Origin of the sequence: Halocatena salina (assembly GCF_023115355.1) — an archaeon.
GTDB classification, from domain to species: domain Archaea; phylum Halobacteriota; class Halobacteria; order Halobacteriales; family Haloarculaceae; genus Halocatena; species Halocatena salina.
In genome coordinates this window covers 228,063-252,600 of record NZ_CP096021.1, presented here as the reverse complement: position 1 = coordinate 252,600, position 24,538 = coordinate 228,063, and the positions used below count along the sequence as shown (strand labels likewise).

Genomic DNA, 24,538 nt, shown 5'->3' with positions numbered 1-24,538 from the left:
CAGCTAGCCTGCTATAGCAGGTTCTAAGTTTACTAGACGAGGGACACCCCCATGACACATGAGATTTGACCTGACCGAGGATCAACGGGCGCTTCGAGAGGAGGTTCGAGAATTCACAAAAAAGGAGATTGAACCAAAGGCGAGAGACCTTGACCGAGAGGAGGAGTATCCAAGAACGATCTTCGACGAACTCGCCGAACGCCGTTTGATGGGTGTGACGCTCCCAGAAGAGTACGGGGGACGGGGCGAAGGTCTCGTTGAACTCGCGCTGATGATCGAAGAGCTATCGGCGGGGCTAATGTCCGTGGCGGCCACTGTCGGACTCCATCTCGGGGTTGCGGAAGTCGTCGAGCGCTTCGGAACCGAGGCGCAGCACGAGGAATTCCTCCCCGAGATGGCCTCTTTCGACACAGTCGGCGCTCTCGGCTTGAGTGAGGCGAACGCAGGGAGTGATAAACTAAAGATGGAGACCACCGCCGAACGCGACGGGGACGAGTGGGTCCTTAACGGCCACAAGCAGTGGGTGACGAACTTCCTCGATGCAGACTACGTCCTCACGTACGCGAAGACTGGCCCCGAGGAGGACGCGCCACACAACATCAGCGCGTTTCTCGTGCCGACTGACGACTTCGAAGTCGTGACAGTGTGGGAAACGCTGGGCGCGAACAGCGTGACGTCCCCGCGTGTCTCCCTCTCGAACGTTCGTGTGCCTGAGGATCGACTCATCGGCGAACAGAGCGAAGGTTACGTCCAGCGTGGAGAGCTACATACTGGTGTGAATGTCCCCGCTCGCGGCGTCGGTATCGCCCGCGCTGCCCTCGAAGACACGGTGGCCTACACGAGCAGCCGTGAGCAGTACGGCCAGCACATCAGCGACTTCCAAGGCGTCAGCTGGGAAGTCGGCAAGATGGCCGAACGCGTCGATACCGCCCGGTTACTCACCCTCCGCGCAGCTGACCGTGCAGATCGCGGATACGACGTCACACGCGAGTTCAGCATGGCGAAAATTAATGCAACACAAGCTGCCGTGGACAACGCTAACGAGGCAATGCAACTCCAAGGCGGTATCGGTTACACGACGGAACACGACGTTGAGCGGTATCTGCGTGATGCGAAACTCCTCACGATTGCCGGTGGTCCGAACGAAGGTCACAAGAACACGCTCGCTGAGGCAGTCTTCGAGCGACACGACGACTGATTCAGTCGAGTATCCAGCTGTATCTCTCCGTTCACGAACCGTTATCTGGTTGTGGAGAGAATTCGACACTACGAACAGTTACGATGCCATCTCCTGAGCGATCTGGCGAAGCGCTTCATGTATCTATCGACCTCTGGTACCCTGATTGCTGGGAGATCGAGATTACCGAGCGCCTCGATGTTGGGATTCTCGGCTACGGGATCTATATGACTGGCAGCGAGGTTGCGACACTCTTCACAATCCACGCGGACGATCACGAATCGGTTACAGAGGGGATTGAGGCCATTCGCGCGTCTGAGAATGTTCATTCTGCCTCCGAGATGGCGTCTGGTTTCCGGCAGACCTCGATTCCGAAGCCGGGAAACGCAACGCGTGAACTCCTGGTCGTTCACGATGGGCGAAAGCAGATCAGCCAGCCACTCACCTCTCGTGGGTTCGTGTGTACAGGACCGATCGACATTCGAGGTGGAAGGGAGTATTGGAGTCTCGCCACGAACCACGACCGAAAAACGGTTCGGGTCAAACTCGACGAAGTTCGTGAACAGATGAACGCTGAGATTAATGTACGGAGTATGAAGCAGCAGACCGGAGGAACTGCGACGACCACACTACCGGTGGATCAGTTCACGAAGCGCCAGTCAGAAGTATTCCAGCTCGCTCGTGAGCAAGGGTACTACGAGTACCCGAAGGAAACGACAGCCGGCGAATTGGCGGATGAATTAGGAATCACTACATCGACGCTCCACGAACACCTTCACAAAGTGGAAGCGGTCTTATTGGGGAGAGACGGCCTGACGCAACTCGAATAGAGCTGTACAGTTGATGTACTAACCACAAAACGTCTGACCGAGAGCGAACCGCACGAAAGGGATTTGTCGGTAAAATACGACTCTGCAGTACAAACAGTGTTGGGACTGTCGAACGTATCTTCACTGTCCCGGAGGCCAAAGTCGAGATGGTCGAACAGGGCGCTGTTGAGACCGTCGCTGGCAGTGGCCTTCGAGACGACCGCTATTTCAGCGACATTGAAACAGGACCCTTCGTCACATAGGGGGCGGATGAGGAACACCCCAGTGGCTATGATTTGACGTTCATCGAGCGAGAGAAGCCATCGAAGGCAACGAGCGCGAGGCAGGTGTTAAAACTCATTCCTGGCGAACACCGACGAAATATCATCACCCATGACACCGCACTCAACCATCTCGTCGAAAAGCGCTTCCGTTCCGGAGACATCATCTGCCCAGACGACCGACTCTGTGAACCCTGCGGGTATCTCTAAGACCTCATCAAGAAGGATGTGTTAGAGCCGCTGGCTCATCGAGGCGGGCATCGGGCAGACATTCTCGAAATCGGGCGTATTCGACCGGATGAGATTGAACCGCTCGAATAGGTAAGATTCGGAGTTTACCCAAGTTCACTACAACTACGCGAACCTCCTAGCACATAAGTACAACGCGGTAGAGGAAGCGAAAGAGCACTACGAACAGGCACCACTATCGACCCCGATCTTGGGTCAGCGAACGCCACTATGGACATCTTCTATATCCTTGCTTCTTCCGAATTTTGCGTTGTTGAAGCCCTGACAGCCAAAGCAGGCGACGAGAACCCATTTTTAGCGCACTCGACCGCTGGCTGGCAGCACTCAACGAGGAGACCGAACTACGAACGCTATCAGCACAGCTCATGAAATTGTAACGAAAGTACTATATTATTCTACACTAGCTGATCAGGAATGAACTGACGGTCATATCGATTTGCCTCGGACGTTGTGGCAGTATGTCTCTCCGACCCGGAATGTATTGTCGATATATCAACTATCGATATGGCATAAGCCTGTGACAGACTGGTTCGGGCACATCTCAGGGGTCCCCGACGCCGGTACCGTCACTTCTGTCTTGAGGGTAACCACCCTGTTGTGCTGTATACAGCATGGAATAGTAACTGGCCAAGAACAATTTGTAGGTGGCCAAGCTGCCAAGATTCTATCACAACGCTTAATCACTCTAACCGGCTCAAGGTCATCCCCCATTTCCGAGTTGTACATGGAAACACAGACAGGTGATGGATCCTACTGCTTCGATGAAAGCGATCATTGGTGCTGTCGTGTGATGGTTTCACTCGTGCACGTCAACATAGGACTGGCTGCATATAATGAGTGTTAGACATGATTGGCGTCGCTGATGTTTCTAGGGACCGCCATCATGGTGTCCGAGTGGGAACCCATCTCGACGCTCGGCCTGTAGTGGAGGTAATCCGTCGGTGACGTCGACCTTTCCGATGGGAGAACTGATCGACGCAACCCCGACGCGGCGGTCCAGATCGTTCCGAATGCGGATGTGTTGATCGTAATGGGAAGGTCGCCACTCCCCAGACGGCCAGAACCGCGGGCCAGACGCCGGTGTGGATCACGTACCCAACCATGATGAACGCGGCTCCGGTCGCTGGCCAACTGCAGGGAGAACGACGATCGGAGCGCATCGACGGCAGGGGCGATCAACCGATACGATTCGATCGGTGCGTCCGGTCTCGATCGCGGACTCGTCGTCGACGTCGACGGCCATACCACGACTTCTCTCCGGGCAGATAGTCGTTTCGACGAGGAATCGCTCGGCTCGACGCCCGTCGACTCGATCCATCGAAATGCCCGTCGACGCGCGGAGACGAATCGTGATCGATGCCTAGACGGAATCGAAGTACCAGCGCTGGTTGGCGCCACCGTTGTCGGCCCACTGGAGGACGTTGGCGCCGTCGTCGGTCGAGGCGGCATCGACGTCGGCGATCTTGCCGCTGTTGACGTTCTCGATGACGTACTCGCCGGCGGCGTCCTCCCAGATCCACCAGCGCTGGTTGGCGCTACCGCTGTCGGCCCACTGGAGGACGTTGGCGCCGTCGTCGGTCGAGGCGGCATCGACGTCCATCACTTTGCCGCTGTTAACGTTCTCGATCCGGTAGGAGCCGTCGCTGGTCTCCTCGACGTACCACTGCTGATTCTCGCCGCCCCAGTAGTCGTACTGCTGAACGTTGGCACCGTCATCGGTCGAGGAGTCCGCGACGTCCAACGCCTTGCCGCTGTTAACGTTCGTGATCTGATAAGTCCCTGTCGAGATGGGACCGGTCGACCCACCGTTGTCGTCGTCATCGCCCCCATCACCACCGTTCCCGTCACCCACGGCCACGATGTTCGGAGTCGGCGGCGCGTCCATGTTCTCGCCGACGAAGAAGCTGGGATGGGGCGGCTGGTTGTATGCCACGTTCTGCCAGGCAACAGCCGTCCGGTACTGCGTGTCGTGCATCAGCGTGTACAGCCGGTGGTTCGTCTCGAAGGGCGTCACGAACAGGCGCAGCGCCTGGTCGTCGTCGCGTCGCCAGATGACCTCCTCGCGCCAGTCGCCGAGGATGTCGGCCTGGAGGCAGGGGTTGCCCTTCGTCCAGTTGTTCGAGAGCGTCCCTGGGAAGTCCTCGACCCGATTGAGTTGCTGGGCGTCAGAATCCCACTTGTCCAACTTGGGATAGCCGATACCGTCGCCCTGCCAGTCGTGATCCGTGAGTTCCCGCTGGAGGTCGCCCGTCCACCAGGTCACGAAGTTGTACGACCCAGGCGCGTCGGAGATCCAGTCCCCAGATCCGCCCTCGCGGAAACCGATACCGTTCGACGCCCAGGCCTCTGCGCCTGGGTGCATCGAGTCGATGTTGGCGGCCACGCCGCGGGCGACGTCGTCGTCGTTATCGACGTTCCAGAGCAGCTCGCCCGTCTCGGCGTCGCGCATCGTCGCGCCCATCCCGCCCCACTCGTGGGGCATGAAGATTTCCTGACCGTCACGCGAGGGGACGAAGTCACTACAGTGGAGCGCGTCGCCGTGGTTGAAACCCGTCGTGTGTAGCCCGGTACCGTCGTGGTCGATCACGGCGGCGCCGTAGATGATCTCGTCGAACCCGTCGTCGTCGACGTCCGCGATGCTCAGGCTGTGTGCCCCCTGGCCGCCGTAACCCTCGTTACCGGAATCACCGCTACTGAAGAACCACCGCTGAGAGAGTCCGCCGTCCCGGAAGTCGAACGCGGCGAGTTCGGTCAGTTCGTAGTACCCCCGCGCCATGACGATGCTGGGGTACTGGCCGTTGAGGTACGCGACGCCGGCGAGGAAGCGGTCTCCGCGATTGCCATAACAGTCGCCCCAGCGGCAGATGTCGCCCCTGGCGGGCCGGAAGTCGGTGGTGACGATCTCCTCGCCGGTCGCGCCGTCGAACACCGTCATGTACTCCGTCCCTTCGAGAATCCGGCCCGAGTCGTTGCGCCAGTCGGCGTTCGGATCACCGATCACGGTACCGGCGTCGTCCGTCGTCCCGTCCGCCGTCCTGACGACGAACTCTGCGATCCCGTCGCCGTCGAAGTCGTAGACGAGGAAGGGCGCGTAATGCGCGCCGGCCCGCACGTTGATGCCCAGATCGATTCGCCAGAGGTGCTCGCCCTCAAGCGTGTACGCGTCGAAGATGTGGGGGTCCGTGTATCCATCCTGGGCGTTGTCCTTAGTCGTGCCCGACCACTTGACGACGATGTCGTAGCTCCCGTCGCCGGTCAGATCGCCAACGCTGCAGTCGTTCGGGTGGTAGTTGTCTCCTGGACTGTTCAGCGGGATGTCGATGTAGTTGTCCTGCCAGACGTCCGCCGGGTCGGACTCCGTCTGCTCGGTGCCGTCGATCACCGGCGCTACGGTGTAGGTCGACCCCGTCGAACCGTTCGGGTCGACGTAGTTCGTGCTCCCGGTGATCAGCGAGCTGTTCACCTGCTGGCCGTCGCGATAGAGGTTGAAACCAATCCCGTTAGGGTCCGTCCCCAGCAGGCGCCAGCGAACCAGCACGCCCTCGTTGGTCTGGACTGCGACCACTCCTCTGTCCAGGGCCTCCACCTCCCGCGGATCCGCTGCTGCGGCGCTCACGTTCCCCACCCCAGCCAGCATCGCTGCGCCGGACGCCATCCCACCGAGGAACGTCCGACGCCGGATCGATCCCAGCAGATCGAGATCGGGCTCCGGTTGCTCGTTCGTCCTATCAATTCCATGTTCCACATCGCGTGTGTTGTCATCCATTGTTGTCATGTACCGTTCGCAAATCGGTTCAGTCGCTGTTCGACCTCTTTCGAAGGCGATGCCTCCACAGACCAGAGGCGACAAAGACTCACAACCCGTCTCCCACGAATCCACATCCCCGTGGTCATGTACCATATCGCCTTTTCCCTGATCCAATGCGTGTTGTCTAAAATATAAATAGTTACTACTTAATTATTTTCATTTATGATGTATCTTTTATATTTCTGCCAATGTGGCGTGGTATTCATTCGAAATAGCAATCCCGCGACAGCAGAATCTCGGCGACGACTGCGGGCGGGAGCGGACAGTTCCTAGCTGGCGCAAATCCAAAAGTGACGATCACTGCATTTCCCAATTGCAACCGTCCGCTGCAGTGGCCATCGAAGCGTGGGTTGTGCTCTACACGGCTTCGAAGTACCAGCGCTGGTTGCCGCCGCCGTTGGAGGAGGATCCCTCGACATCCATCACTTTGCCGCTGTTGACGTTCGTGACGTAGTACGTCCCTGTTGAGGTGGGGCCACCGCTACCGCCGTTCCCTTCACAGTATGTGTTCTCGCTGACGGTTCTTCACCAGACGAGATCGAACAGCTCCTCGGGATTCCCACACAGACCATCTAACGACTGTCATCATCGTCCGATTCCCAGCGTGATGCGAGTCGACCATCTTGAAGACTACTGGTTCGCCGAGTCTGATGATCGTTATAGCTTGCGGGAGTTAGCCGAGTATGCCAACCAGCAGTTGTTGTACAGGGTTATGCAGAATGCTGGCCTCGATCCCTTCGATAGCGAAATCGGAACGCTTACCGCTTACTCACCGATGACGATGTCGGTACGGGAATGGTACCCAGGTCCGTGGACGATCGTACGCCCTCAGGACACTCATCACCGAAGCGGCGACGCGTTCGGATTCGAGTTCGATACAGGGTGGTTCGAAGTGGATGGTGGTGATCTTATGACATTCATCGAGACTCATGCCGACCGCACCGAACTCCTCCACGTGATAGATTGTGACGCAGAGACCGCGACGTCACCCGTGATAACAGTGTTGAAGTATTATCATACGATCACGACGGACTGGACAAACTACTGGCGTCGCTGACGCACGGCGTGACTGCTCTGCCAGACGGAACTGGATCAAAACACCCGTAGTGTCACCGGTTACTATTCGTAAATATCAAACGAACCGGGCTGTCGACGCTCAAATAATCACCAAAAAAGCAGGCCGCCAGTGCGATCAAACGACGTAAGTCCGGCTAGATCAGTCGGGACCCGACGTCTGTTTGTCTGTCGAACCGCAAGGAGGATTACGACTTTCTCCGGGATGCCACCGGCAGAGGCGTTCATTACATGCGTGCATTCGTAACACCCACTTAAACATAACAGATTACAGTGGCGAGGCGCGTTCGTGGATGACGCTGCATCAACTCAAACACGCCAATCGCCTCCGGGGTACGTCTCCGTACCGAAATAATATCTCATTATATCAAATATTCTATTTTCCTTTAAATAACATTTGATAATATAAAATAATGGAAAGAAATACAGTCTTCGTTGGCGATCGGTTCGCCGGGGTTGTTCATCGAGATTAGTCGCGGGTGATCTTGTGTGCCGTCCTGGGTGAGGGTCGCACAAAGCGCCTCAGTGTCACAGCAGTACGTGCAGTTCGTCAGCGCGGCATAGTCACATTCGATTTCTCGATACGTGCCAAGTCCCAGGTGTTGTAGCCTGGATTTTCCTTATTTGACGGAACGTACTCGTTGATTTCGAACGCTACATCGGTCAGTCCTTTCTCCGACAGGAGCGAGCGGGGGGCGGCTGTAACCGCGTCATCCCCGGTTTGGAGATCGTGCCAGTTGAGGATGTCCGGCTCGGTTCCGCTCTCTATCGTCATGCCGAGCCAACTGTTGATCCAACTACTCACGTAGTGTGTACCCCGGACCGACGATACGTGCGTTAGGATCTTGGAATCGAATTCGCTGGACACCCCGTTGCCACATCTCGCCGCACTGCGCCGTCGAGCGGGGCCAAAACAGATCGTAGCCGGGTTCGTTTGAATCCGTGAACGATCCATTCCTTTGCATTCACGTCATCCACGACTCGGTCGACGAAGGACTCATAGCTGCTCCAGTTGCCGGTGTCACCGTGATATGGATCACTGTCGGCAAGCAGGTTCCCTCCCAGAACCACACCATATATCACCGTCTCAGCCACTGCGTTCCCCACGCTCGGGATAAGCGAACTTGCACGAGGGTCGGTATCTCCGTGGCGAGGTCACAATTCAACAGCACCGATCCAGAGCTCATCGCCACAGCGTTGACAGTCGAAGGTCAGATGATAGTCTGCACAGCGGCTGTGGAGCCCGCGCCCACACTCCCGGCACCGGATCGTTTCGTCGACTCGCTCCCCACAGGTGGGGCAGGTGCTCCCGAGTTTCATTATGTACTGTCCGTTAGCGAGTGCCATAATCATGTTGGTGTAGACAACGCTGGCGAACGTTCCACTCGATGATCGTCTCCTTCGGGAGCAATCCGGTCAAAAGTCCCGGCGTATTCGTGGCCGCTATCGTTCGTAGTCGCCGCCGTACGTGAGGAAAAAATATGCCAGTCCGAGCGTCGAATACGTGCGTCCATGTCGAGTAAATTCGCATCTGACTGTGTGTTTGTGCCCCATCGCGTGCCGTGGATCACGACGACGACCCAATCAGCGTAGCCGCCATCATCCTTCTTGACTGCTGTAGCGAGATCGCCAGAGACAGCGCGTTTTGCCAACGCTACGAGGCGGTCTGTGAAACGGGAAAGACGAGAGGACACACTACTTGGTTCTGTGTCTGAAGGTCGTTAATCTGCCAGAGTGAGCCGTTGTCTTGAGTGTCGAAACAAGGCCCAATTGTTCTCAATCCGGTTCTCTCATTCTCGAATAAGAGTGGGGACAATCAGATCCAACTGAGATCGACATCCTCAGCGCTTCTCCGAGCACTGCTTACTCTCCTATCGGGTGTCAGTGATCGCCCTAGAGGTGGACGCCGTCGTCGACGGTGTCGAGCATCTCGTCGGTGAGGCCGGGGTCGAAGTCGACGTACGCCACGTCGTCCTCGATGGTGGCGACCATGCCGATCTCTTCGCCCGTCGCGTCGAACATGTCCATCCCCGTGTCGATGGCGGATGTGCTTTGGTCCATAATACGCGAATGATAGCGCGGTGGCGATCGTACACCTACTGTCATCATGGGTAAGGTAATAGTCATGTTGAGTCGGGCGCGAACGATCACGACCCGTGGAGCCGACCGGTTCGGGGCGGACGCGACGCCGATCTCTTCACTGATGCGTTGGATCACCGATGGCACCTCGTCGACAGCAGTGACACCGTGGGCGAGGTACAGTTCGAACCGATCCTCAACGACGTCGAGGTAGGGGGCGGCTGAGTCACAGCGCGCTCGTTGCACGCGAATACAGGCTACCGGGGGTGGTGTCAGTATCTGAAACGATGCGTCGTATCGAGACCGGACAGCAGGTACGGATCGATGGCACACGGGGAACGGTTGGGATCATTGAGGAGGACTGATGCTCACACCGAGGGTTCAGCCGGAAGTGGTCATTTCCAAGTACGTGACAACCAGCGTTCGGGCCTCGCTCATTTCGATGGTAGACTGGTTGAAGAGTCTCGAATTCATTCACATTTCAGACATGATGTCCGGAATGATTCTCGCTAGGGCGAATCCGATCTACACAGCCGATCACCAGCTCTCAATCATGGCGGTACTATTCGCCGCGGGCAGGATAACGTGTCTGATCGAGTCTATATATGATGATAAGATATTATGCTATACTAATACGTTCGGTAGAGCGTCGGGCGTCTTCGAGGAGCGGTACGCCAACGAACTGGGCACACTCCTCGGTGTACTGAGCGTGGCAATCCGTCCGACACCGATGGCTTCGAGTGGATCCATCCTCCGTGGTCCCAAAGTGCCGTGTGGATCATCTGCAGTTCGTACAACCCGTCATGACTGATCGGTGTCCTCGCGAACCGAACTACATGCCCGTTACAACAGTACGTACGTAATGGATGACGCAGCCCACCGAGTAGGAGCAACCGAAGATCATTATTCGCCATCAGAACCACACGGCACCCGATCGGACAGCGGTAGATCGGGCGATTCGTAGCTGACAATTATACTGACTTCTACTCAATTATACTAAATTATATACAGTATTACAGAATATCGTCGCATAGATAGTAAGAAGAGACCCACCATCGCCGGTGATATCGTTAAACTGAATCACTGCGTAGAATCGCTAGATACAGTCCCGAGAAGCCGGACGGCGTTGGGTATGTCGAGTCACGTGTAGGTGATATTCAGCTCGATGACGTTGGCCACGCTCTTGAGCGTGGCAGGGAGGTCTTCCCGGAACCGTTGTCCCTGAAAACGACTGGTCGGGCCGGAGACGCTGATCGCTCCCTCGACGGTGGCGTTGTTGTTGACGATGGGAACCGCAACGCAGCGGAGGCCTTTCACGCGCGCCTCGTCGTCGAAGGCGACCTTCTCCTCTCGGATGCGGTCGAGACGCGCAAAAAGCTCGTCTCTGTCGGTAATAGTGTTCTCTGTCGTCGCTGGCAGCCCATGCCGGTCGATGATCTCGGTCACACGTGCGCGGGGGAGATGCGCGAGAATAGCGTTTCCGAGCGCGGTGTTGTGCAGATAGACCCGCTGGCCGATGTACGAATCGGTCTTGACAGCGTCGTCTCCGTGCGCACGATAAAGATACGTTCCCCGTCCGTGTTCCTCTACGAGGAGGTTCGCCAGTTCACCCGTCTCCTCGGCCAGTGCGGTCACTTCGTCCTTTGCGACGTCGTATATGCGTTCCGTATGGAGTGCGTGCCCTCCGAGATCGAGCAGTCGCAACCCCACTCGATAGGTGTTATCCTCTTTCACGACGTACCCTTCCCGTTCGAGCGTGCTGAGGTAGTTGTGGATACTGCTCTTCGAGAGGTCGAAGGCGTCGGTCAGCTCTGTCACCGTCGCTTCGTTTCGCTGTTTCAGCTCTTCGAGTATTGCGAAGGTGGTCTGGGCCGTCTTGACGGCGTTGGAGTTTTGTTGATCGGACATGGACGATGGCACATGTCCGGGGATAATAAATCTATTCCAGAATAAGCAGTGTACTGTTCAGTTACACTGGAGTGATCGCGAACCGCTCACGATCGTCCGATTACCCACTCCGACAGGGATCACCACGATGTGATGGATATCTCTCGGAGCGGCTGTGCCAGAGGAACATTCACCGTCGAACTGGTGTAGTGAGAGAGGTAGAACCCGACGATGATTTCGAGCGACCGGGTGGCTTCTACGCCCGGCGAGTAGTTCTCGTCCTCGCCGTTCAGCAGATCTCGGACGTGGGTCGCCGCGTTCGCAAACGACCGTTTGTAATCGTCGTCCCATGTCCATGCGCCATCGATGCCGGGCAGTGACTGCTCGACGTGCTCGCCGTCCTCAAGCGACCAGTATCGCCACTCACCGTCGTCGTTGTTCATGTACAGTTTGCCTCCGGTTCCGATGAAGTGCAGCGTCATCGAGGAGATGTCCCGTGGAATCGTACAGTCGACGGTGACGAACGAGCCGTCGTCCATAACGATGTGACCCCCGCCAGCGGTGTCGACGACGTTTTGTCCGACGTCGAGCGACTCGACGGCCTCGTTCTCACCGGTGATGTAGCCGCCGACCTGCTTTGGGCGCGCGTCGAGGAGGTACACGAGCGTGTCCAGAACGTGGGTAGCGTTGCGCATCAACTCCATCCGGTACTGGGTACTCACGGAGACGACGTCACCCAGTACGTTCTGCCCGTGAACGAGATCGTGTAGACGCTGGAGCTTGTCGGTGAACCGAAACGAGTGGTTGACGACCAGTTCAGTCCCCGTTTCCTCACAGACCGCGACCATCTCCTCGGCGGCGCTGACGCAGGATGCGATGGGTTTCTCACACCAGATGACGTCGGGGGCGGCAGCGGACTGTGCGGCGTCGATCGTGTGTCGGTGATGGAGAAACGACGGCGTACAGACGGAGACGACGTCGAGATCCTCCTCGGCGAGCATCGACTCGTGACCGAGATACTGACGATCAGAGGGGATTTCCCACGCGTCCCCGAACGTGGTGAGGGTTTCCTCGTCGATGTCTGCGACAGCGACGAGCTCTATCTCGTCGGTGCTGGCGTAGCCGCCGGCGTGACTTGCGTCGATTTTTTCCGTGCCGATGGCCTCCTCGTCGTGCATTCCGAGAATACCCATGCCTGCGATCCCGCCCGTTCCGATGATACCTGCTCTGTATGTCATAGTTGGTTGTCTCCGTCGGCTGGCAGTAAACCGCCGCTCGTTCGCGGACACTGCCCAACGCTGCCGACAGTGCCCTCGTCGATGGCTGTGACTAGCTCATCAGCACCGACCCTAATAAATCTTCGAGTATGCTGTCAGTTTTAGTCGCTGTTCTGCAGCAGATGAGAGGACAGCATTCCCCAGCGCGTCACTCGTGCAGCGACGGAGCCGAGAACCGACCGTCGGTGAACGCGATCGACGAAGGCTCCTTGACGACGCGCAGATCATCTCGGTCGCGGGCTTCCTCGACTAACGCTGTCGACGCGTAGAGCCGATGGAGATGCATGGTGTCGGGCGCTCGGAGGACACGAACAGTGTCAGTCCCGACGACGCCGATGGTCGACAACGCGGCGACCATCCCTGCGCGGTCGGTCTCGACGACTGGCGGAAGTTTCACGCCGCGAATGGTGCTGGCCGTGAGCGCGTTGATAAGCGTCGTCGAGGCGTTCAGTTCGGCGGCGACGTCCTCGTGAACGACGTCGGCAGACCCAACGCCCATCGCGTTGCCGTGGGTCGTCTCCGTCAGCCCGCGGGTGTAGATGCGCTTGATGTCTGGTCGTTCGGGAGCGGGCTCGTTGATGGCGAACGAGCGCCGACCGATGACGTTCGTGTCCATTCCTTGCCCGCTGATGTCCTTGCCCTGCCGGTCGAACACCACGAGATCGAGGTCGTCGAACGGGAGTTCCGGCATCCGGTTGTAGGCCATCTCGAGCAGCTCCGCCTCCCGATCGAGGAAGCCACTCGGTGGGACGCCCTCGATGAGCGTCGTATCGTCGTGTTGATCCTCGACAATGGCGACGCCGCCGACGATCCGGAGCGAGTCGAGGAGTTGGCCGGCCATCTCGGGGATCATCCGTCGGAACGACCAGTCGACGGCCCACTCGTGGGCGATTTTCGCGCCGCGTTGCTTGCCCATCCCGATGACGAGCATCTTCGAAAGCCCGCTCTCAACAGGGCCATCGAAGTCCGTGTGGGGTTTGACGCGGTTGATCGGAACGATGGCGTCCGCGTTCACGGCAGTAGCGTCGGCGACGACCGGGACGTCCCGGTCCTGCGTTCGCCCGACCTCGACCACCTCCATGCTCGACCGGATCTCACAGCCGACCGCCGATTCAGTCACGCCGAGATCGTTCAGCATCTCTCGCTGGCCTTCGCCCGTTGCGCCGCCGTGGCTACCCATCGCTGGAAAGACGAACGGGTTGTAGCCGGCCTCGGAGAGGACCGAAACGACGCCTGCAACGATCTCTGAGAGGTTTGCAATGCCGCGGCTGCCGACGCCGAGCGCCACCGTTTCTCCCTCCGGTACGTCCCCGAGCGGGAGGTCTGAGACGGCACGCCCTGCCTGCTCGCTGATCTCACGCGGTGGAATCGGATCCGTCTCCCACACCTGCTCGATGATCCCCATCGCTGGGAGCGGTAGGTCACCACATGCTTCAAGAATCGTCTCTTCGGAAACTGAAAGGTGGCGCGCTGGCGGCTCATTATCGCCTGTGCTCATACGTAGTGGTCAATGGATTTCATTATAAACGTGTCTGTCGTGCGTAGCAATGGGTTCCCTGGTACCGATTACTCGTCCAACCAGGGAGCGCCCTGACGTTCGACGAAGCGCTTGGTTCGATCGATGTCGTCGATTCGATCGACGTCGTCGGTCGTGAGCTCGAGATCCAGCGCTCGGAGATTGTCCCGGATGTGGCCTTCGCCTGATGCTTTGGGGATGGCAGCGACGTTGTCCTTCTGGAGGAGCCACGCGAGGCTGACCTGTGCCGGACTGACGCCGTGTCTCTCGGCGACGTCCCGTATTTCGGGGATATCGAAGACGCTCCCGCGGGCGAGTGGAGAGTACGCGACGTAGTGGTAGCCGTGTTTCTGGGCGTGTGCAATGAGATCGTCCCGTGGGAGAAGCGGGTGTGTTTCTGCCTGATGGACGAACAGCGGTGATTCAAGGTGATCGCGGGCTTCCTCGAGCAGTTCGATGCTGAAGTTACAGACGCCCACGTGGTCTATGAGTCCGCGGTCGAGGAGTTCGTCGAACGCCGACATCGTCTCTGGGGCGTCGTAGTTTCCGACGGGCCAATGAACGTACAGCAGGTCGAGGGAATCGAGTCCGAGCCGGTCGAGACTGACCTCCAGTCCCTCGATCACCTCCTCGTACGCGAGACCGAACTTTTCGGCGTGAACCTTGGTCGCAACGACGATCTCGTCACGAGGAACGTCCGCTTGAGCGATCCCCTCTCCGACCATTTCCTCGTTGCCGTAGTACTGAGCGGTGTCGACGTGGCGATAGCCCGCTTCCAGCGCGGTGCTAACGCTATCGATACAGGTCTCCCAGTCGGTGTTCTGCCACGTCCCAAGCCCAATGGCTGGTAAACCACACATGAATTGGAAGTCATGAGCACTCTTCATATTTCTTTGGATGCTCTGCCGTTATGCCAATCGCCCGCCGTGCAGTCGAGGAGTCGATCGCCTGCGTGCGTTTCGATCGTGATTCCCTCTTCAGTAGCGGCGAGTTCCGGGAGCGGTTCCCAGTCAGCCGTGGGGTCCGGGCTGGCCATAACGGCTGACGCGATCCACTGTTCGCCGGGTTCGTACGTTTCTCGCAGCGTCGGTACAACCGTTCGTGGGTGAACGAGATTCGTGTTCGGTCCCTCCGACACGACTGCTGGCGTGCGCTCGGCAACCAGATCGGAGATCCCACTCACGCCGTTTGGATACGTTGCGAGCGCCGTTGTGCCGTGGGTATCGTGGGAGAACGCCGACGCGTCGTCGTCGCCCGTCCGGTCGAGTGCGAACCCACCTTCCTCGGCGTGGACCGTCCGTGCGGTCTCGAGGTGGTGAACGCGCACGTGTCCCGCTGGTGCTGGTGCCAGCCACGTCTCGACGCTCACGTCGTCCCACGGTTCCCACCGCGACGTGAGCGTCGATCCATCCACTAGTGTCCCCGCGCTCGAGGAGGGGATCTTGAACTGTTCACCGTCAAGACTGAGAGCCAGGGAGCTGTCGTGTCCCGCCCGTCCCGGACCGGGTGTTCGACCAGCGACAGAGAAACCGAACTCCGTCGAATACGCGAACTTCGTGTATTTCTCGCGCCCGTGGACGCTGTCTTGGGGGAGCGAGAGGGCAACGAGGTGGTCGTCCCGACAGATTACTTTCCCTGCGTGGGGTTGAACGACTCGTTCGGGGAGGTCCGGTAGCGGCTGCTCCTCGGCCTGCCAGAAGGGGTGGTCCGGTTCGAGTGCGAGCGGAAGAAACGCCTTCATCGCCCAGTACGGGGAGTTTGGTGAGTTGTACGGCTCCGACAGCTTCAACGTGGGATACCGGTAGCCGACCGATAGGAGTCCCCCGTCGGTGAAGATCGGCTGGTTCAGCCACCACCTGACGTTGCGCGCCCAGACGCCCCTGATGACACCCCACGGAAGCGGATTGAGACCGGCAAACGCCAGCCCGCCCCAGAACGCGGCCTGCGCGAAACGGTAGGTTAGGCTTCGCCCGTACGGGAGCGCCCGGCCATCGTCGTCGAACCAATGGAGGTGACTGGTTGCGAACGCTTCGGCCCGGTTTCGGAATCGGTCTGCCCTGTCCGGGTCCGCATCGGCGCACGTCGCGTAGACGAGCCCGTAAAAATGCATGGCCCACGGCAGATAGTAGTCGATCGGACTCCCCTCGTCCTCCGGTCCGTCGGTGTACCAGCCGTTACCGTGGTGGAACGACTCCAGTCTGTCGAGTGACGACTGCGTGAACGCCCAGTCGTGGCGCGCACCGACCGATCGAAGTCCCACGTTCACCATGACGCGGAAGAACAGCCAGTTACAGTCGTGGAGTTGGGCGTCGTTGATCCCGTTCAGCCACGCGACCAACCGTTCCTGCTCGGCGTCGGACAGCGGCTCCCAGAGGTGTTCGGGTGTCATCATGAGCCCGACGCCGATGGCGGCCATCTCGACGTGCTTTTGGGAGTAATCGTCCGCCTCTCCCCAGTACTCCTCGTGGGACGGGTCGGTGCCGTTGACGAGCCCCCGCCGGAACAGCGACCAGCGATCGAACTCCCTGTGAACGCCCAGCGGGACGATCCCCCACAGCGGCCGCGCGAACCCCTCCAGCTCGGCCGACACGTCCGGAAAGTGAGCGCCGGATGCGGTCGGCCTGACCCTCGCTTTTCCGGAACTGAAGTGGGCGATGAGCGGCTCGAACAGTTGTTCGACGGCCCGTTCGAAATCCTCGCGGGCCTGAAGCGGATTGTCCGCTACCGGATTCATACGCTACGTATGTCGAATCTATAAATAAATACATTGCCATTTCGGCAAGATAAGTGCCGCGATGCCCTGCCGATTCGGGACACAGTATCCACACGACCGTCGGTAGGGACGCCACTGCTCACCAGTAGCGAGACCAGTGCTCGGTTGCCCGAACGAGTCCCTCCACGTAGAAGTAATCGCCCCAGATGCAACACTCCTCATAGTCGCCGTCCGAGGGATCGTAGGCCCCATCGGTCAGTAGCCCGTTCGAGGCATGCCCGTCCGTCGTGTAGCTCTCTGTGAGGCTTCCGAGGGTCTCGAGGGCGGCGTTCTCGTAGCCACGCGCTCGGTCGTCTGCGAGCGGGAGTTGACGGGCGAGCTCGTCGAGACCGCAGGCCGCGATGGCTGCGGCCGACGAGTCCCGCGCGTCCAGTTCGGTCGGGGCGTCGAAGTCCCATAATGGAACGTGGTCGTCTTCGAGACGGTCGAGATAGTAGTTAGCAAGCTTCGCGGACAGTTCGGCGTAGGCACCCTCGTCGGCGTAGTCGGCGGCGAGCGCGTATCCGTAGATCGCCCACGTCTGGCCGCGGGACCAGCAAGAACTGGCCTCGTAGCCCTGGGCTGTCTCTCCGCCGACCGGGTCTCCGCTTTCCACATCGCATTTGAAGGTGTGGTAGGTCGAGCCGTCCGCTCTGACGATGTGCTCTGCGTTCGTGCGAGCGTGCGTCACCGCAAGGGAGGCGTACTGTGGATCGCTCGTGGCTTCCGTGGCCCAGAACAGCAGCGGAAGGTTCATCATCGTGTCCACGATCATCCGGCCTCGCTCCCACGTGTCCTCGGCGGTCTCGTGGTCGCCCCACGCCTGGATGAGACCGGGAGACTCCCAGAACCGGTCGACAAGACGATCCGCGGCGGTGAGCGCGAGCGACCGGTAGCGCCCGTTGCCAGTGAGCCGGTGGCCAGCGACCGCAGAAAGCATGTAGAGAAACCCCAGATCGTGGGTTTTGATCTCACCCACGTCTAACCGGCGTTCGAACGTTTCCAGCTGTGCCTCGGCCGCGTCCCGAAACCGTTGTTCCCCAGTCACCTCGTAGGCGAGCCAGCACAGCCCCGTCCAGAAGGAGGTTGTCCAGCCGTCCATGTTGTCCGTTGCTGCGTAAACGAGATCGTCGCTCGACGGTTCGGGGAACCGGTCGTAGAACGCATCGAGGTTGGCATCGATCTTATCGATCGCGTCCGAAAGCGCCCGATCGAGATCCTCGTGATCAATCGTGGGTCGCTCGGAGTACCGATTCGGTTGATCCCGGTCGGCGATTTCCGTCACTACCGCGGTCGGCGTGCGTGCCATGTGAACCAGACTCTTCTACCGAAGCGCATAAAGCCATCGTTGAATTCATCAACAGTGTTGTATCTTTCTGATTTCGTTTCGAACTGAATCCACCAGCTCGACGAAAGTTATTTATAGTTATATCGTAAGTTCACAATACACATGGATGAGTCACAGTACCGTAGACGACGGAACGTACTGAAAGCTCTCAGTAGTCTTGGCATTGTGAGCATCGCTGGCTGTATCCGTTCGGATCCAGCGACTGATGACTCCGGCTCGATGGCCGACTCGTTCGCTTTCTGGGAGATGAGTGACAGTTGGCAAGGCCACATGAACCGGTACGAGGCAGAGACGGGCGTCTCCATTCAGCACACCAACATGGGCTATGAGGAAGTCATCAACACGCTCCAGACGCGCCTCCTCTCCGGGACCGGTGCGCCAGCGCTATCGCTGATCGAGTACGCCTCGCTGAAGCAGGTCGCCGACACTGGTGGGCTACGCGATCTTTCGGACTGGATCGAGGAGGCCGGTCTCCGAGAGAAGTACCCATCGTGGATCTGGGAGGTCGTCAGCACAGACGAGAAAATCTACGAGATTCCCTACGACATCGGTCCAGCGAACCTCTTCTATCGGAAAGACGTTTGGGACGAGCACGGTCTGAACGACGACATCGAGACGTGGGACCAGCTCATCGAGGAAGGGAAGAAGCTCCCTGATGACGTCGCCCTACTCTCGCTGCCGGGAGCCGCCATCGATCTCTACTGGCGGATGTTGTACCGTCAGCTCGGTGGAATGGAGTTCGACGAAGAGGGTCGGATCGCCTTCGACAACGAGAAAGCGTTGCGGGTCATTCGCCTCCTTGACCGCCTCGGTGAAGCCGGACTCACGAACAGTACCGCAAACTGGAGCCAACAGTGGTTTGCCGGGTTCAAAAACGGCAGCATCACCGGATACTGTACCGGCGCGTGGTTCACGAGCACACTGAGGACTTCGCTCTCGGAGACAGCCGGGAGCTGGCGGATGATGCGGCTGCCAGCGTTCGAGACGGGCGGTCCTCGGGCGAGCAACCGTGGTGGCTCCGGACTCGTGATCTCGAAGCAGGTCAGCGAGGCGAAAGCGAAACGGGCGTTTCACTTCGCGAACAACACGGTGGCGGACGCCGACGAGCTCGTCAACCTGTACGAGAGTCAGGGTAACTTCGGTGCGTACGAGCCAGCGTGGGAGCGGCCGGTGTTCGGCCAGCCAAACGAATTTTTCGGCGGCCAGAAGCTCGGCGAGCTGTGGATGGAGCAGGCGACGAACATCCCGCCGTACCGGTACACCATCGACTCCCCTGCGTTCATGGATGTTCTCAACCCGGAGCTCAGAACCGTCGTGAACGGAGACAAAGACCCACAGAGTGCGCTCGAAAACGTGGTGACCACCGTATCATCCCGAACCGGACGCGAGGTTGCCTGAGATGCGTTCGGATCTCACAGTCGAGCTCGTCGACCAGGTTCGGTACAAGCGCGAACGACTGAAGGATCTACTGCCGCCGATCCCTGGCACGCCGTTCGTCTTTCTGAGTCCCTTCTTCGTTCTTTTCGGCGTGTTTCTGGCGATTCCAGTGTTCTACACGATCTACCTGTCGTTTTTCGTGTTTCAGGGCGTGTCGATGGAACCGATTTTCGTGCTCGATCTCGGGACGTACCAGCTCGTCGTTCCAGAGATGGCGAATCTGCGGTTCGTCGGGTTGGAACACTACGAGCGGATGCTGACCGACCAGGTCTTCCACCAGGCCATCACCAACACCGTCGTCATCTTCGTGGTTCAGATGCCGATCATGGTGTCGCTCGCGCTCGGTCTCGCGCTCGTACTGAACGCGGGCTTCACCCGGTTCAAGGACGCGTTTCGGAGCGTCCTCCTGCTTCCGGTGTCGGCGAACACCGTTGCCTATTCAGTCATCTTCATCGTGCTCGTTACTGAGGGCGGATTGGCCGATGCGATGTTCCGAGCCGTCGGTCTCGATCCGGTAGCGTGGCTTTCGAACGGGTTTTGGTCGCGAAATCTCATCGCGTTCATGTCAGTCTGGCGCTGGACCGGATACAACATGATCATCATCCTGGCAGGGCTTCAGACTATCTCCGATTCGCTCTACGAGGCGGCCGAGATCGATGGCGCGACGAAGATACAAAAATTTAGATACGTAACACTCCCCCAGCTCAAGCCGATCATGCTGTTCGTGTTCGTGACGTCCACGATCGGGGGCTTCAAGAAGTTCGCGGAGCCGACCATCGTCATCCAGTCCGGCGCGCCGATCACCGAAACTCGGACGATCGCGTACTACATCTACCAAGTCGCGTTCCAGAACCTGGAACTCGGCTACGGAAGCGCCCTCACGGTCGCGCTCGTAGTGATCATCATGTCACTTTCTCTCCTCCAATTCAAGGTGAGCTGAGATGCACGACGAACTCAAAGCCGAAGCAATCTGGCGGTTCGCGGGGTATGGCTTTCTGATCCTCGTGACGATGTTCATGTTGGTACCGATCTACTGGCTGTTAGTGGCGTCGACGCTGCCCGAGTCCGCGATCATCGCCAGCGCCGGCAGCGGTCTCCCGCGTCTCATCCCCGGGACGCACTTCTTGGAGAACGCGAGGACGCTCGCGGCCCGTCCGGACGTCGACTTCTATCTGAGCATCTTCAACAGCGTCCTCATCGCTGTCGTGTACACGGGGCTGGCTCTGATCTTCTGCTCAATGGCAGGCTTCGCGTTCGCCAAATACGACTTTCGGTTCAAGGAGCCGCTGTTTCTGGGGATTCTGGCAACGCTCATCATTCCCATCAACCTGCTCGTCGTCCCGCTGTTCCTGCTTGTGTCGAACATCGGGCTAGCGAACAGTTACTGGGCCGTGATCCTGCCATGGGCGGCGTACCCGATCGGGATCTTCTTCATGCGCCAGTCGATGCAGTCGATCCCCGACTCGCTGCTCGAAGCGGCCCGGATGGATGGTGCATCGGAGTTCCAACTGTACTACCGAGTCGCGCTTCCGACGATGAAGTCCTCGATGGCCGCGCTCGCGGTCATCCTGTTTCTCTTCCAGTGGAACCTGTTCCTCTGGCCCCTCGTCGTGCTCCAACAAGAGAAGTTCACGATTCCCGTCGCCATCACGAAGATCATGGGTCAAGAACAGATCGCCTACGACCAGCTGTTGATCGCCGCAGTGCTTGCGATCGTCCCGATGTTCGTGGTCTTCCTCGCACTACAGCGACATTTCGTACGGGGAATCTTAGCGGGGGCAGTCAAGGAGTGAACACTATGACAAAAATAACCATCAATGATCTTGTAAAGACGTTCGAAGCGAGCGGACAACGCGACGCCGAGGACGGAGAGATAGTCGCGGTCGACGGCATCGATTTGGAGATAGCCGACGGCGAGTTCATCGTCTTGGTCGGGCCGTCTGGTTGTGGGAAGTCGACCACGCTGCGGTGCATCGCTGGCCTAGACAACGCGACACAGGGGGAGATACGGTTCGACGGCGAGATCGTCAACGCCCGCCGGCCTCGTGACCGCGACGTGGCGATGGTGTTCCAGAATTATGCGCTGTACCCTCACATGACCGTCGAAGAGAACATGGGCTTCGGTCTCAAACTCTCCTCGAAGCTGTCAAGTGCCGAAATCGACGCCCGTGTGACCGAGGCGGCGGAAACGATGGGCATCGACGATCTCCTCGCGAAAAAGCCCGGAGAGCTTTCTGGAGGCCAGCAACAACGCGTTGCTCTCGGACGGTCGATCGTCCGCGAGCCGGGGGTGTTCCTCATGGACGAACCGCTGTCGAACCTCGATGCCAAACTGCGAGCCGAGATGAGAACCGAGATCCAGGAACTCCAGAACGATCTCGGCGTCACGACGATCTACGTCACCCACGACCAGACCGAAGCCATGGCCATGGGCGACCGCATCGCGGTTCTCGACGGCGGCGTGCTCCAGCAGGTCGACGTTCCCGAACAGCTCTACCGAAATCCAGTCAACGAGTTCGTCGCGGATTTCATCGGGAGTCCGAGCATCAATCTTCTCGACGTGGCTGTCGACGGGAAGCGGCTCACTGGTCCGGGCGGGTTCACGCACGAATACACCGGCCACGAGATCGGTGACCGCTCGCGCGTGCGGTTGGGCATCCGTCCCGAGGATCTTGCTATCGACGAGCGCGGCGACGTGCTGACCGTGTCCGTCGTCGAGAAGATGGGTAACGAGAACTTTATCTACGGCCACCTCGGGGACAGGGAGATCGTAGCTCGGACGGACACGTCCGTTCGTCCCGATCCCGGTGAGACGGTCGGACTGAGCTTTGCGAACGAGGCCCTGTACCTCTTCGACGCCCAGTCCGGTCGGTCTCTCGAGACGAAAACTGACGACGTCAGCGCGACCCAAACACAGTTCTAGTCATGCACCGAGCGTTTGAAACGTCCGTCAATCGTCGACAACAGTCGCTAGGTGGGCGGTGGGAGTTCGTTCCCGACCCGAACGATGTGGGCGAGCAGCGAGCGTACTTCGAGGCGTTTCCGGACGACGCCGACACCCAGCAGGTACCCGGCACCTGGAACACGACGCCCGAATACTACGATTACGAGGGTCCTGCGTGGTATCGACGAACGTTCCGCCTCCCCGCAGATGCCGCTGTCCGCCTTCACTTCGCCGGCGTCGCCCACGAGGCGACCGTCTGGGTGGACGGGGACAGGGTCGCCGCCCACTACGGCGGATACACGCCGTTCGAGACCCACCTCGCGGGTATGGCCGCTGGCAACCACGAGATTGTCGTGCGCGTCGATAACTCGCGCACGGCGACCAGCATTCCGCTTCCCGGGGCGGATTGGTTTCCCTACGGCGGGATAACCCGTGAAGCGTTCCTCGAAACGATCCCCTCCGTCTCCGTCGATGACGTGACGATCCGGTACGATCTCGACGGCACCGAAGCAAGCGTCTCGGCGGCTGTTGCTGTCCGGAACAGCGAAGCCGAGTCCGACATCGACCTGTCGGTGAGCGTGGGAGACGCGAGGGCCGAAGCGACCGCCGTCGCGCCGACTGGCGAATCGGTCCATACCCTCCAGTTGGGGTTAGACATCGAGCGCTGGACGCTCGACCGTCCGAAGCTCTACGACGTGGCGGTGACGCTCACCGACGAGGACGGCGTCGAGGACGACCACAGGGATCGTATCGGGTTCCGTACCGTCTCGGTTACCGAAACCTCGATCCGATGCAACGGCGAACCGGTCGACGTGGCGGGCGTCAACCGACACGAGGACCACCCGGACTGGGGACACGCCGTCCCGCCGACGGTAATGGAATCGGACCTCGACCGCATCGAACGGGCTGGGTGCAACGCTGTCCGAACCGCTCATTATCCGAACCATCCCCGGTTTCTCGATTACTGTGACGAGCGCGGTGTCCTCGTCGTCGAAGAGATTCCGTACTGGCAGTACGACGAAGAGGCGTTCGCCCGCGATTCAGTCCTCGAACGGGGCGAGCGGATGCTCACTGAGATGATCGAGCGCGACCGTCATCACCCAGCGGTCGTGGCTTGGAGCCTCCACAACGAGTGTTACAACCACCAGGACGGCGTCGTCGACGCCACGCAGCGTCTTGCCGAGGTCGCACGCGAGCGCGACGACTCCAGACCGGTGACGCTGGCCTCGAATACGAATTGGCGCGGCCACGAGGACCGCTGTCTCCAACACGTCGACTTTGTGTGCCTCAACGCCTACTGGGGCTGGTACGCCGACGACCGGAACTGGAAAGAGTTCCTCGCGGACGTCCGGGACCGACACCCGGACAAACCGATTCTCGTCTCGGAGTTCGGAGCCGGTGCGATCGAAGGCGAACGAACCTGGAACGCCCAAAAGTGGAGCGAGCGGTATCAAGCGGACCTCCTCTCGGAGGCCATCGCTACGTTCCGTGACGCCGAGTACGTCACGGGCTGGACCGTTTGGCAGTACTGCGATACGCGAACCGACCCGAGAAAAGCGATGGAACGCCCGAAAACGAAGAACAATAAGGGGATCGTCAGCGAGTTCCGGCGGCCGAAGGACGCCTATTGGCGCGTCCAGGAGCTACTGGACGAGGGATCGTCAGACTGACCCAACCGACGTTGCGGAGCTGTACCCCTGTAAAGACAGAAACGGCGACCAGACCGACGACGGCAGTTCGAGCAACGTCTATCGACGATGATCTCAACGAAACGTCCAATAATTTCACTATACAAAATATTTATATTGTTCTAATAAATCAATGGTAGATGGAGTTATGACAATGTGGAAGTATAGCAGCAATGATGTCGTTTGTACTGGACAGGAAAGCAAGAATGAGG

23 protein-coding genes are annotated in these 24,538 nt (G+C 59.1%); 12 read left to right on the top strand and 11 right to left on the bottom strand.

From position 1 onward, the window contains the following. Nucleotides 1–58 precede the first annotated feature (58 nt). From MW046_RS16345 to MW046_RS16335, 3 genes are all read left to right on the top strand, one after another. A complete protein-coding gene (locus MW046_RS16345) occupies nucleotides 59–1,198 on the top strand; it encodes an acyl-CoA dehydrogenase family protein (protein WP_247995271.1) in 1,140 nt (379 codons plus the stop codon). Nucleotides 1,199–1,281: 83 nt separating this feature from the next. Continuing rightward, on the top strand, nucleotides 1,282–2,007 hold the full coding sequence (locus MW046_RS16340) for a helix-turn-helix domain-containing protein (RefSeq protein WP_247995270.1): 726 nt from the start codon (nucleotides 1,282–1,284) through the stop codon (nucleotides 2,005–2,007). A gap of 275 nt (nucleotides 2,008–2,282) precedes the next feature. Beyond that, nucleotides 2,283–2,477, top strand: coding sequence for a hypothetical protein (locus tag MW046_RS16335; protein ID WP_247995269.1), 195 nt, complete (start codon nucleotides 2,283–2,285; stop codon nucleotides 2,475–2,477). 879 nt (nucleotides 2,478–3,356) lie between these two features. Here the strand turns inward: MW046_RS16335 and MW046_RS16330 are convergent. After that, nucleotides 3,357–3,764 carry a hypothetical protein gene (locus MW046_RS16330; protein ID WP_247995268.1) on the bottom strand — a complete coding sequence of 136 codons (408 nt, stop codon included), beginning with the start codon at nucleotides 3,762–3,764 and terminating at the stop codon, nucleotides 3,357–3,359. A 112-nt stretch (nucleotides 3,765–3,876) separates the two neighbouring features. Continuing rightward, nucleotides 3,877–6,153: a rhamnogalacturonan lyase family protein gene (locus tag MW046_RS16320; RefSeq protein WP_368411441.1), complete on the bottom strand. Its 2,277-nt coding sequence runs from the start codon at nucleotides 6,151–6,153 to the stop codon at nucleotides 3,877–3,879. A gap of 361 nt (nucleotides 6,154–6,514) precedes the next feature. On the opposite strand from MW046_RS16320, the gene MW046_RS19850 reads away from it, so the two are divergent. Both MW046_RS19850 and rdfA read left to right on the top strand, forming a co-directional pair. Further along, complete coding sequence (locus MW046_RS19850) at nucleotides 6,515–6,778, top strand: hypothetical protein (protein WP_247995267.1); 264 nt, start codon at nucleotides 6,515–6,517, stop codon at nucleotides 6,776–6,778. A gap of 153 nt (nucleotides 6,779–6,931) precedes the next feature. Then, a complete protein-coding gene (gene rdfA / locus MW046_RS16310) occupies nucleotides 6,932–7,381 on the top strand; it encodes a rod-determining factor RdfA (RefSeq protein ID WP_247995266.1) in 450 nt (149 codons plus the stop codon). A 107-nt stretch (nucleotides 7,382–7,488) separates the two neighbouring features. Here rdfA and MW046_RS16305 read toward each other — a convergent pair whose 3' ends face one another. The 3 genes from MW046_RS16305 to MW046_RS16290 form a co-directional block, all read right to left on the bottom strand. Further along, nucleotides 7,489–7,626 (bottom strand): hypothetical protein, encoded by a 138-nt coding sequence (locus tag MW046_RS16305; protein ID WP_247995265.1) that lies wholly within the window; start codon nucleotides 7,624–7,626, stop codon nucleotides 7,489–7,491. A gap of 322 nt (nucleotides 7,627–7,948) precedes the next feature. Next, entirely contained in the window at nucleotides 7,949–8,203 is a 255-nt protein-coding gene (locus tag MW046_RS16300) for a hypothetical protein (RefSeq protein WP_247995264.1), read from the bottom strand. Nucleotides 8,204–9,291: 1,088 nt separating this feature from the next. Beyond that, nucleotides 9,292–9,723, bottom strand: coding sequence for a DUF8593 domain-containing protein (locus MW046_RS16290; RefSeq protein ID WP_247995263.1), 432 nt, complete (start codon nucleotides 9,721–9,723; stop codon nucleotides 9,292–9,294). A 23-nt stretch (nucleotides 9,724–9,746) separates the two neighbouring features. Between MW046_RS16290 and MW046_RS19610 the strand changes: the two genes are divergently transcribed. Beyond that, nucleotides 9,747–9,842 (top strand): hypothetical protein, encoded by a 96-nt coding sequence (locus tag MW046_RS19610; RefSeq protein WP_368411432.1) that lies wholly within the window; start codon nucleotides 9,747–9,749, stop codon nucleotides 9,840–9,842. Next, complete coding sequence (locus MW046_RS16285) at nucleotides 9,842–10,288, top strand: ABC transporter permease (RefSeq protein WP_247995262.1); 447 nt, start codon at nucleotides 9,842–9,844, stop codon at nucleotides 10,286–10,288. Before MW046_RS19610 ends, MW046_RS16285 begins: the two co-directional genes overlap by 1 nt. Nucleotides 10,289–10,617: 329 nt before the next feature. Here MW046_RS16285 and MW046_RS16280 read toward each other — a convergent pair whose 3' ends face one another. The 6 genes from MW046_RS16280 to MW046_RS16255 all read right to left on the bottom strand — a co-directional run bounded on the left by MW046_RS16280 (nucleotide 10,618) and on the right by MW046_RS16255 (nucleotide 18,218). Next, a complete protein-coding gene (locus MW046_RS16280) occupies nucleotides 10,618–11,385 on the bottom strand; it encodes an IclR family transcriptional regulator (protein ID WP_247995261.1) in 768 nt (255 codons plus the stop codon). A gap of 119 nt (nucleotides 11,386–11,504) precedes the next feature. Beyond that, nucleotides 11,505–12,602, bottom strand: a complete 1,098-nt coding sequence (locus tag MW046_RS16275) for a Gfo/Idh/MocA family protein (protein ID WP_247995260.1) — start codon at nucleotides 12,600–12,602, stop codon at nucleotides 11,505–11,507. A 187-nt stretch (nucleotides 12,603–12,789) separates the two neighbouring features. Further along, the gene (locus MW046_RS16270) at nucleotides 12,790–14,139 is read right to left on the bottom strand and encodes a nickel pincer cofactor-dependent isomerase, group 22 (protein WP_247995259.1); all 1,350 of its coding nucleotides are present in this window, start codon (nucleotides 14,137–14,139) and stop codon (nucleotides 12,790–12,792) included. 68 nt (nucleotides 14,140–14,207) lie between these two features. Next, a complete protein-coding gene (locus tag MW046_RS16265) occupies nucleotides 14,208–15,017 on the bottom strand; it encodes an aldo/keto reductase (protein WP_247995258.1) in 810 nt (269 codons plus the stop codon). Between the two features lie 23 nt (nucleotides 15,018–15,040). Further along, nucleotides 15,041–16,891 (bottom strand): DUF2264 domain-containing protein, encoded by a 1,851-nt coding sequence (locus MW046_RS16260; protein WP_247995257.1) that lies wholly within the window; start codon nucleotides 16,889–16,891, stop codon nucleotides 15,041–15,043. A 118-nt stretch (nucleotides 16,892–17,009) separates the two neighbouring features. Further along, nucleotides 17,010–18,218, bottom strand: coding sequence for a glycoside hydrolase family 88 protein (locus MW046_RS16255; RefSeq protein WP_247995256.1), 1,209 nt, complete (start codon nucleotides 18,216–18,218; stop codon nucleotides 17,010–17,012). Between the two features lie 141 nt (nucleotides 18,219–18,359). On the opposite strand from MW046_RS16255, the gene MW046_RS16250 reads away from it, so the two are divergent. From MW046_RS16250 to MW046_RS16230, 5 genes are read left to right on the top strand one after another with little or no spacing between them, the layout of a single operon-like run. Next, complete coding sequence (locus MW046_RS16250; protein WP_247995255.1) at nucleotides 18,360–19,655, top strand: ABC transporter substrate-binding protein; 1,296 nt, start codon at nucleotides 18,360–18,362, stop codon at nucleotides 19,653–19,655. A gap of 1 nt (nucleotide 19,656) precedes the next feature. Then, nucleotides 19,657–20,634, top strand: coding sequence for a carbohydrate ABC transporter permease (locus tag MW046_RS16245; protein ID WP_247995254.1), 978 nt, complete (start codon nucleotides 19,657–19,659; stop codon nucleotides 20,632–20,634). Between the two features lies 1 nt (nucleotide 20,635). Continuing rightward, the gene (locus tag MW046_RS16240; RefSeq protein ID WP_247995253.1) at nucleotides 20,636–21,487 is read left to right on the top strand and encodes a carbohydrate ABC transporter permease; all 852 of its coding nucleotides are present in this window, start codon (nucleotides 20,636–20,638) and stop codon (nucleotides 21,485–21,487) included. Nucleotides 21,488–21,492: 5 nt separating this feature from the next. Continuing rightward, nucleotides 21,493–22,617: an ABC transporter ATP-binding protein gene (locus tag MW046_RS16235; protein WP_247995252.1), complete on the top strand. Its 1,125-nt coding sequence runs from the start codon at nucleotides 21,493–21,495 to the stop codon at nucleotides 22,615–22,617. Nucleotides 22,618–22,619: 2 nt separating this feature from the next. Next, a complete protein-coding gene (locus MW046_RS16230) occupies nucleotides 22,620–24,308 on the top strand; it encodes a glycoside hydrolase family 2 protein (RefSeq protein WP_247995251.1) in 1,689 nt (562 codons plus the stop codon). The last annotated feature ends 230 nt before the right edge of the window (nucleotides 24,309–24,538 follow it).

Coding starts and splice junctions, on each gene's coding strand:
- MW046_RS16345 (WP_247995271.1), top strand. CDS start 59: ATGAGATTTGACCTGACCGAGGATCAACGGGCGCTTCGAGAGGAGGTT.
- MW046_RS16340 (WP_247995270.1), top strand. CDS start 1,282: ATGCCATCTCCTGAGCGATCTGGCGAAGCGCTTCATGTATCTATCGAC.
- MW046_RS16320 (WP_368411441.1), bottom strand. CDS start 6,153: ATGCTGGCTGGGGTGGGGAACGTGAGCGCCGCAGCAGCGGATCCGCGG.
- rdfA (WP_247995266.1), top strand. CDS start 6,932: ATGCGAGTCGACCATCTTGAAGACTACTGGTTCGCCGAGTCTGATGAT.
- MW046_RS16305 (WP_247995265.1), bottom strand. CDS start 7,626: ATGAACGCCTCTGCCGGTGGCATCCCGGAGAAAGTCGTAATCCTCCTT.
- MW046_RS16285 (WP_247995262.1), top strand. CDS start 9,842: ATGCTCACACCGAGGGTTCAGCCGGAAGTGGTCATTTCCAAGTACGTG.
- MW046_RS16280 (WP_247995261.1), bottom strand. CDS start 11,385: ATGTCCGATCAACAAAACTCCAACGCCGTCAAGACGGCCCAGACCACC.
- MW046_RS16275 (WP_247995260.1), bottom strand. CDS start 12,602: ATGACATACAGAGCAGGTATCATCGGAACGGGCGGGATCGCAGGCATG.
- MW046_RS16270 (WP_247995259.1), bottom strand. CDS start 14,139: ATGAGCACAGGCGATAATGAGCCGCCAGCGCGCCACCTTTCAGTTTCC.
- MW046_RS16265 (WP_247995258.1), bottom strand. CDS start 15,017: ATGTGTGGTTTACCAGCCATTGGGCTTGGGACGTGGCAGAACACCGAC.
- MW046_RS16260 (WP_247995257.1), bottom strand. CDS start 16,891: ATGAATCCGGTAGCGGACAATCCGCTTCAGGCCCGCGAGGATTTCGAA.
- MW046_RS16255 (WP_247995256.1), bottom strand. CDS start 18,218: ATGGCACGCACGCCGACCGCGGTAGTGACGGAAATCGCCGACCGGGAT.
- MW046_RS16250 (WP_247995255.1), top strand. CDS start 18,360: ATGGATGAGTCACAGTACCGTAGACGACGGAACGTACTGAAAGCTCTC.
- MW046_RS16245 (WP_247995254.1), top strand. CDS start 19,657: ATGCGTTCGGATCTCACAGTCGAGCTCGTCGACCAGGTTCGGTACAAG.
- MW046_RS16240 (WP_247995253.1), top strand. CDS start 20,636: ATGCACGACGAACTCAAAGCCGAAGCAATCTGGCGGTTCGCGGGGTAT.
- MW046_RS16235 (WP_247995252.1), top strand. CDS start 21,493: ATGACAAAAATAACCATCAATGATCTTGTAAAGACGTTCGAAGCGAGC.
- MW046_RS16230 (WP_247995251.1), top strand. CDS start 22,620: ATGCACCGAGCGTTTGAAACGTCCGTCAATCGTCGACAACAGTCGCTA.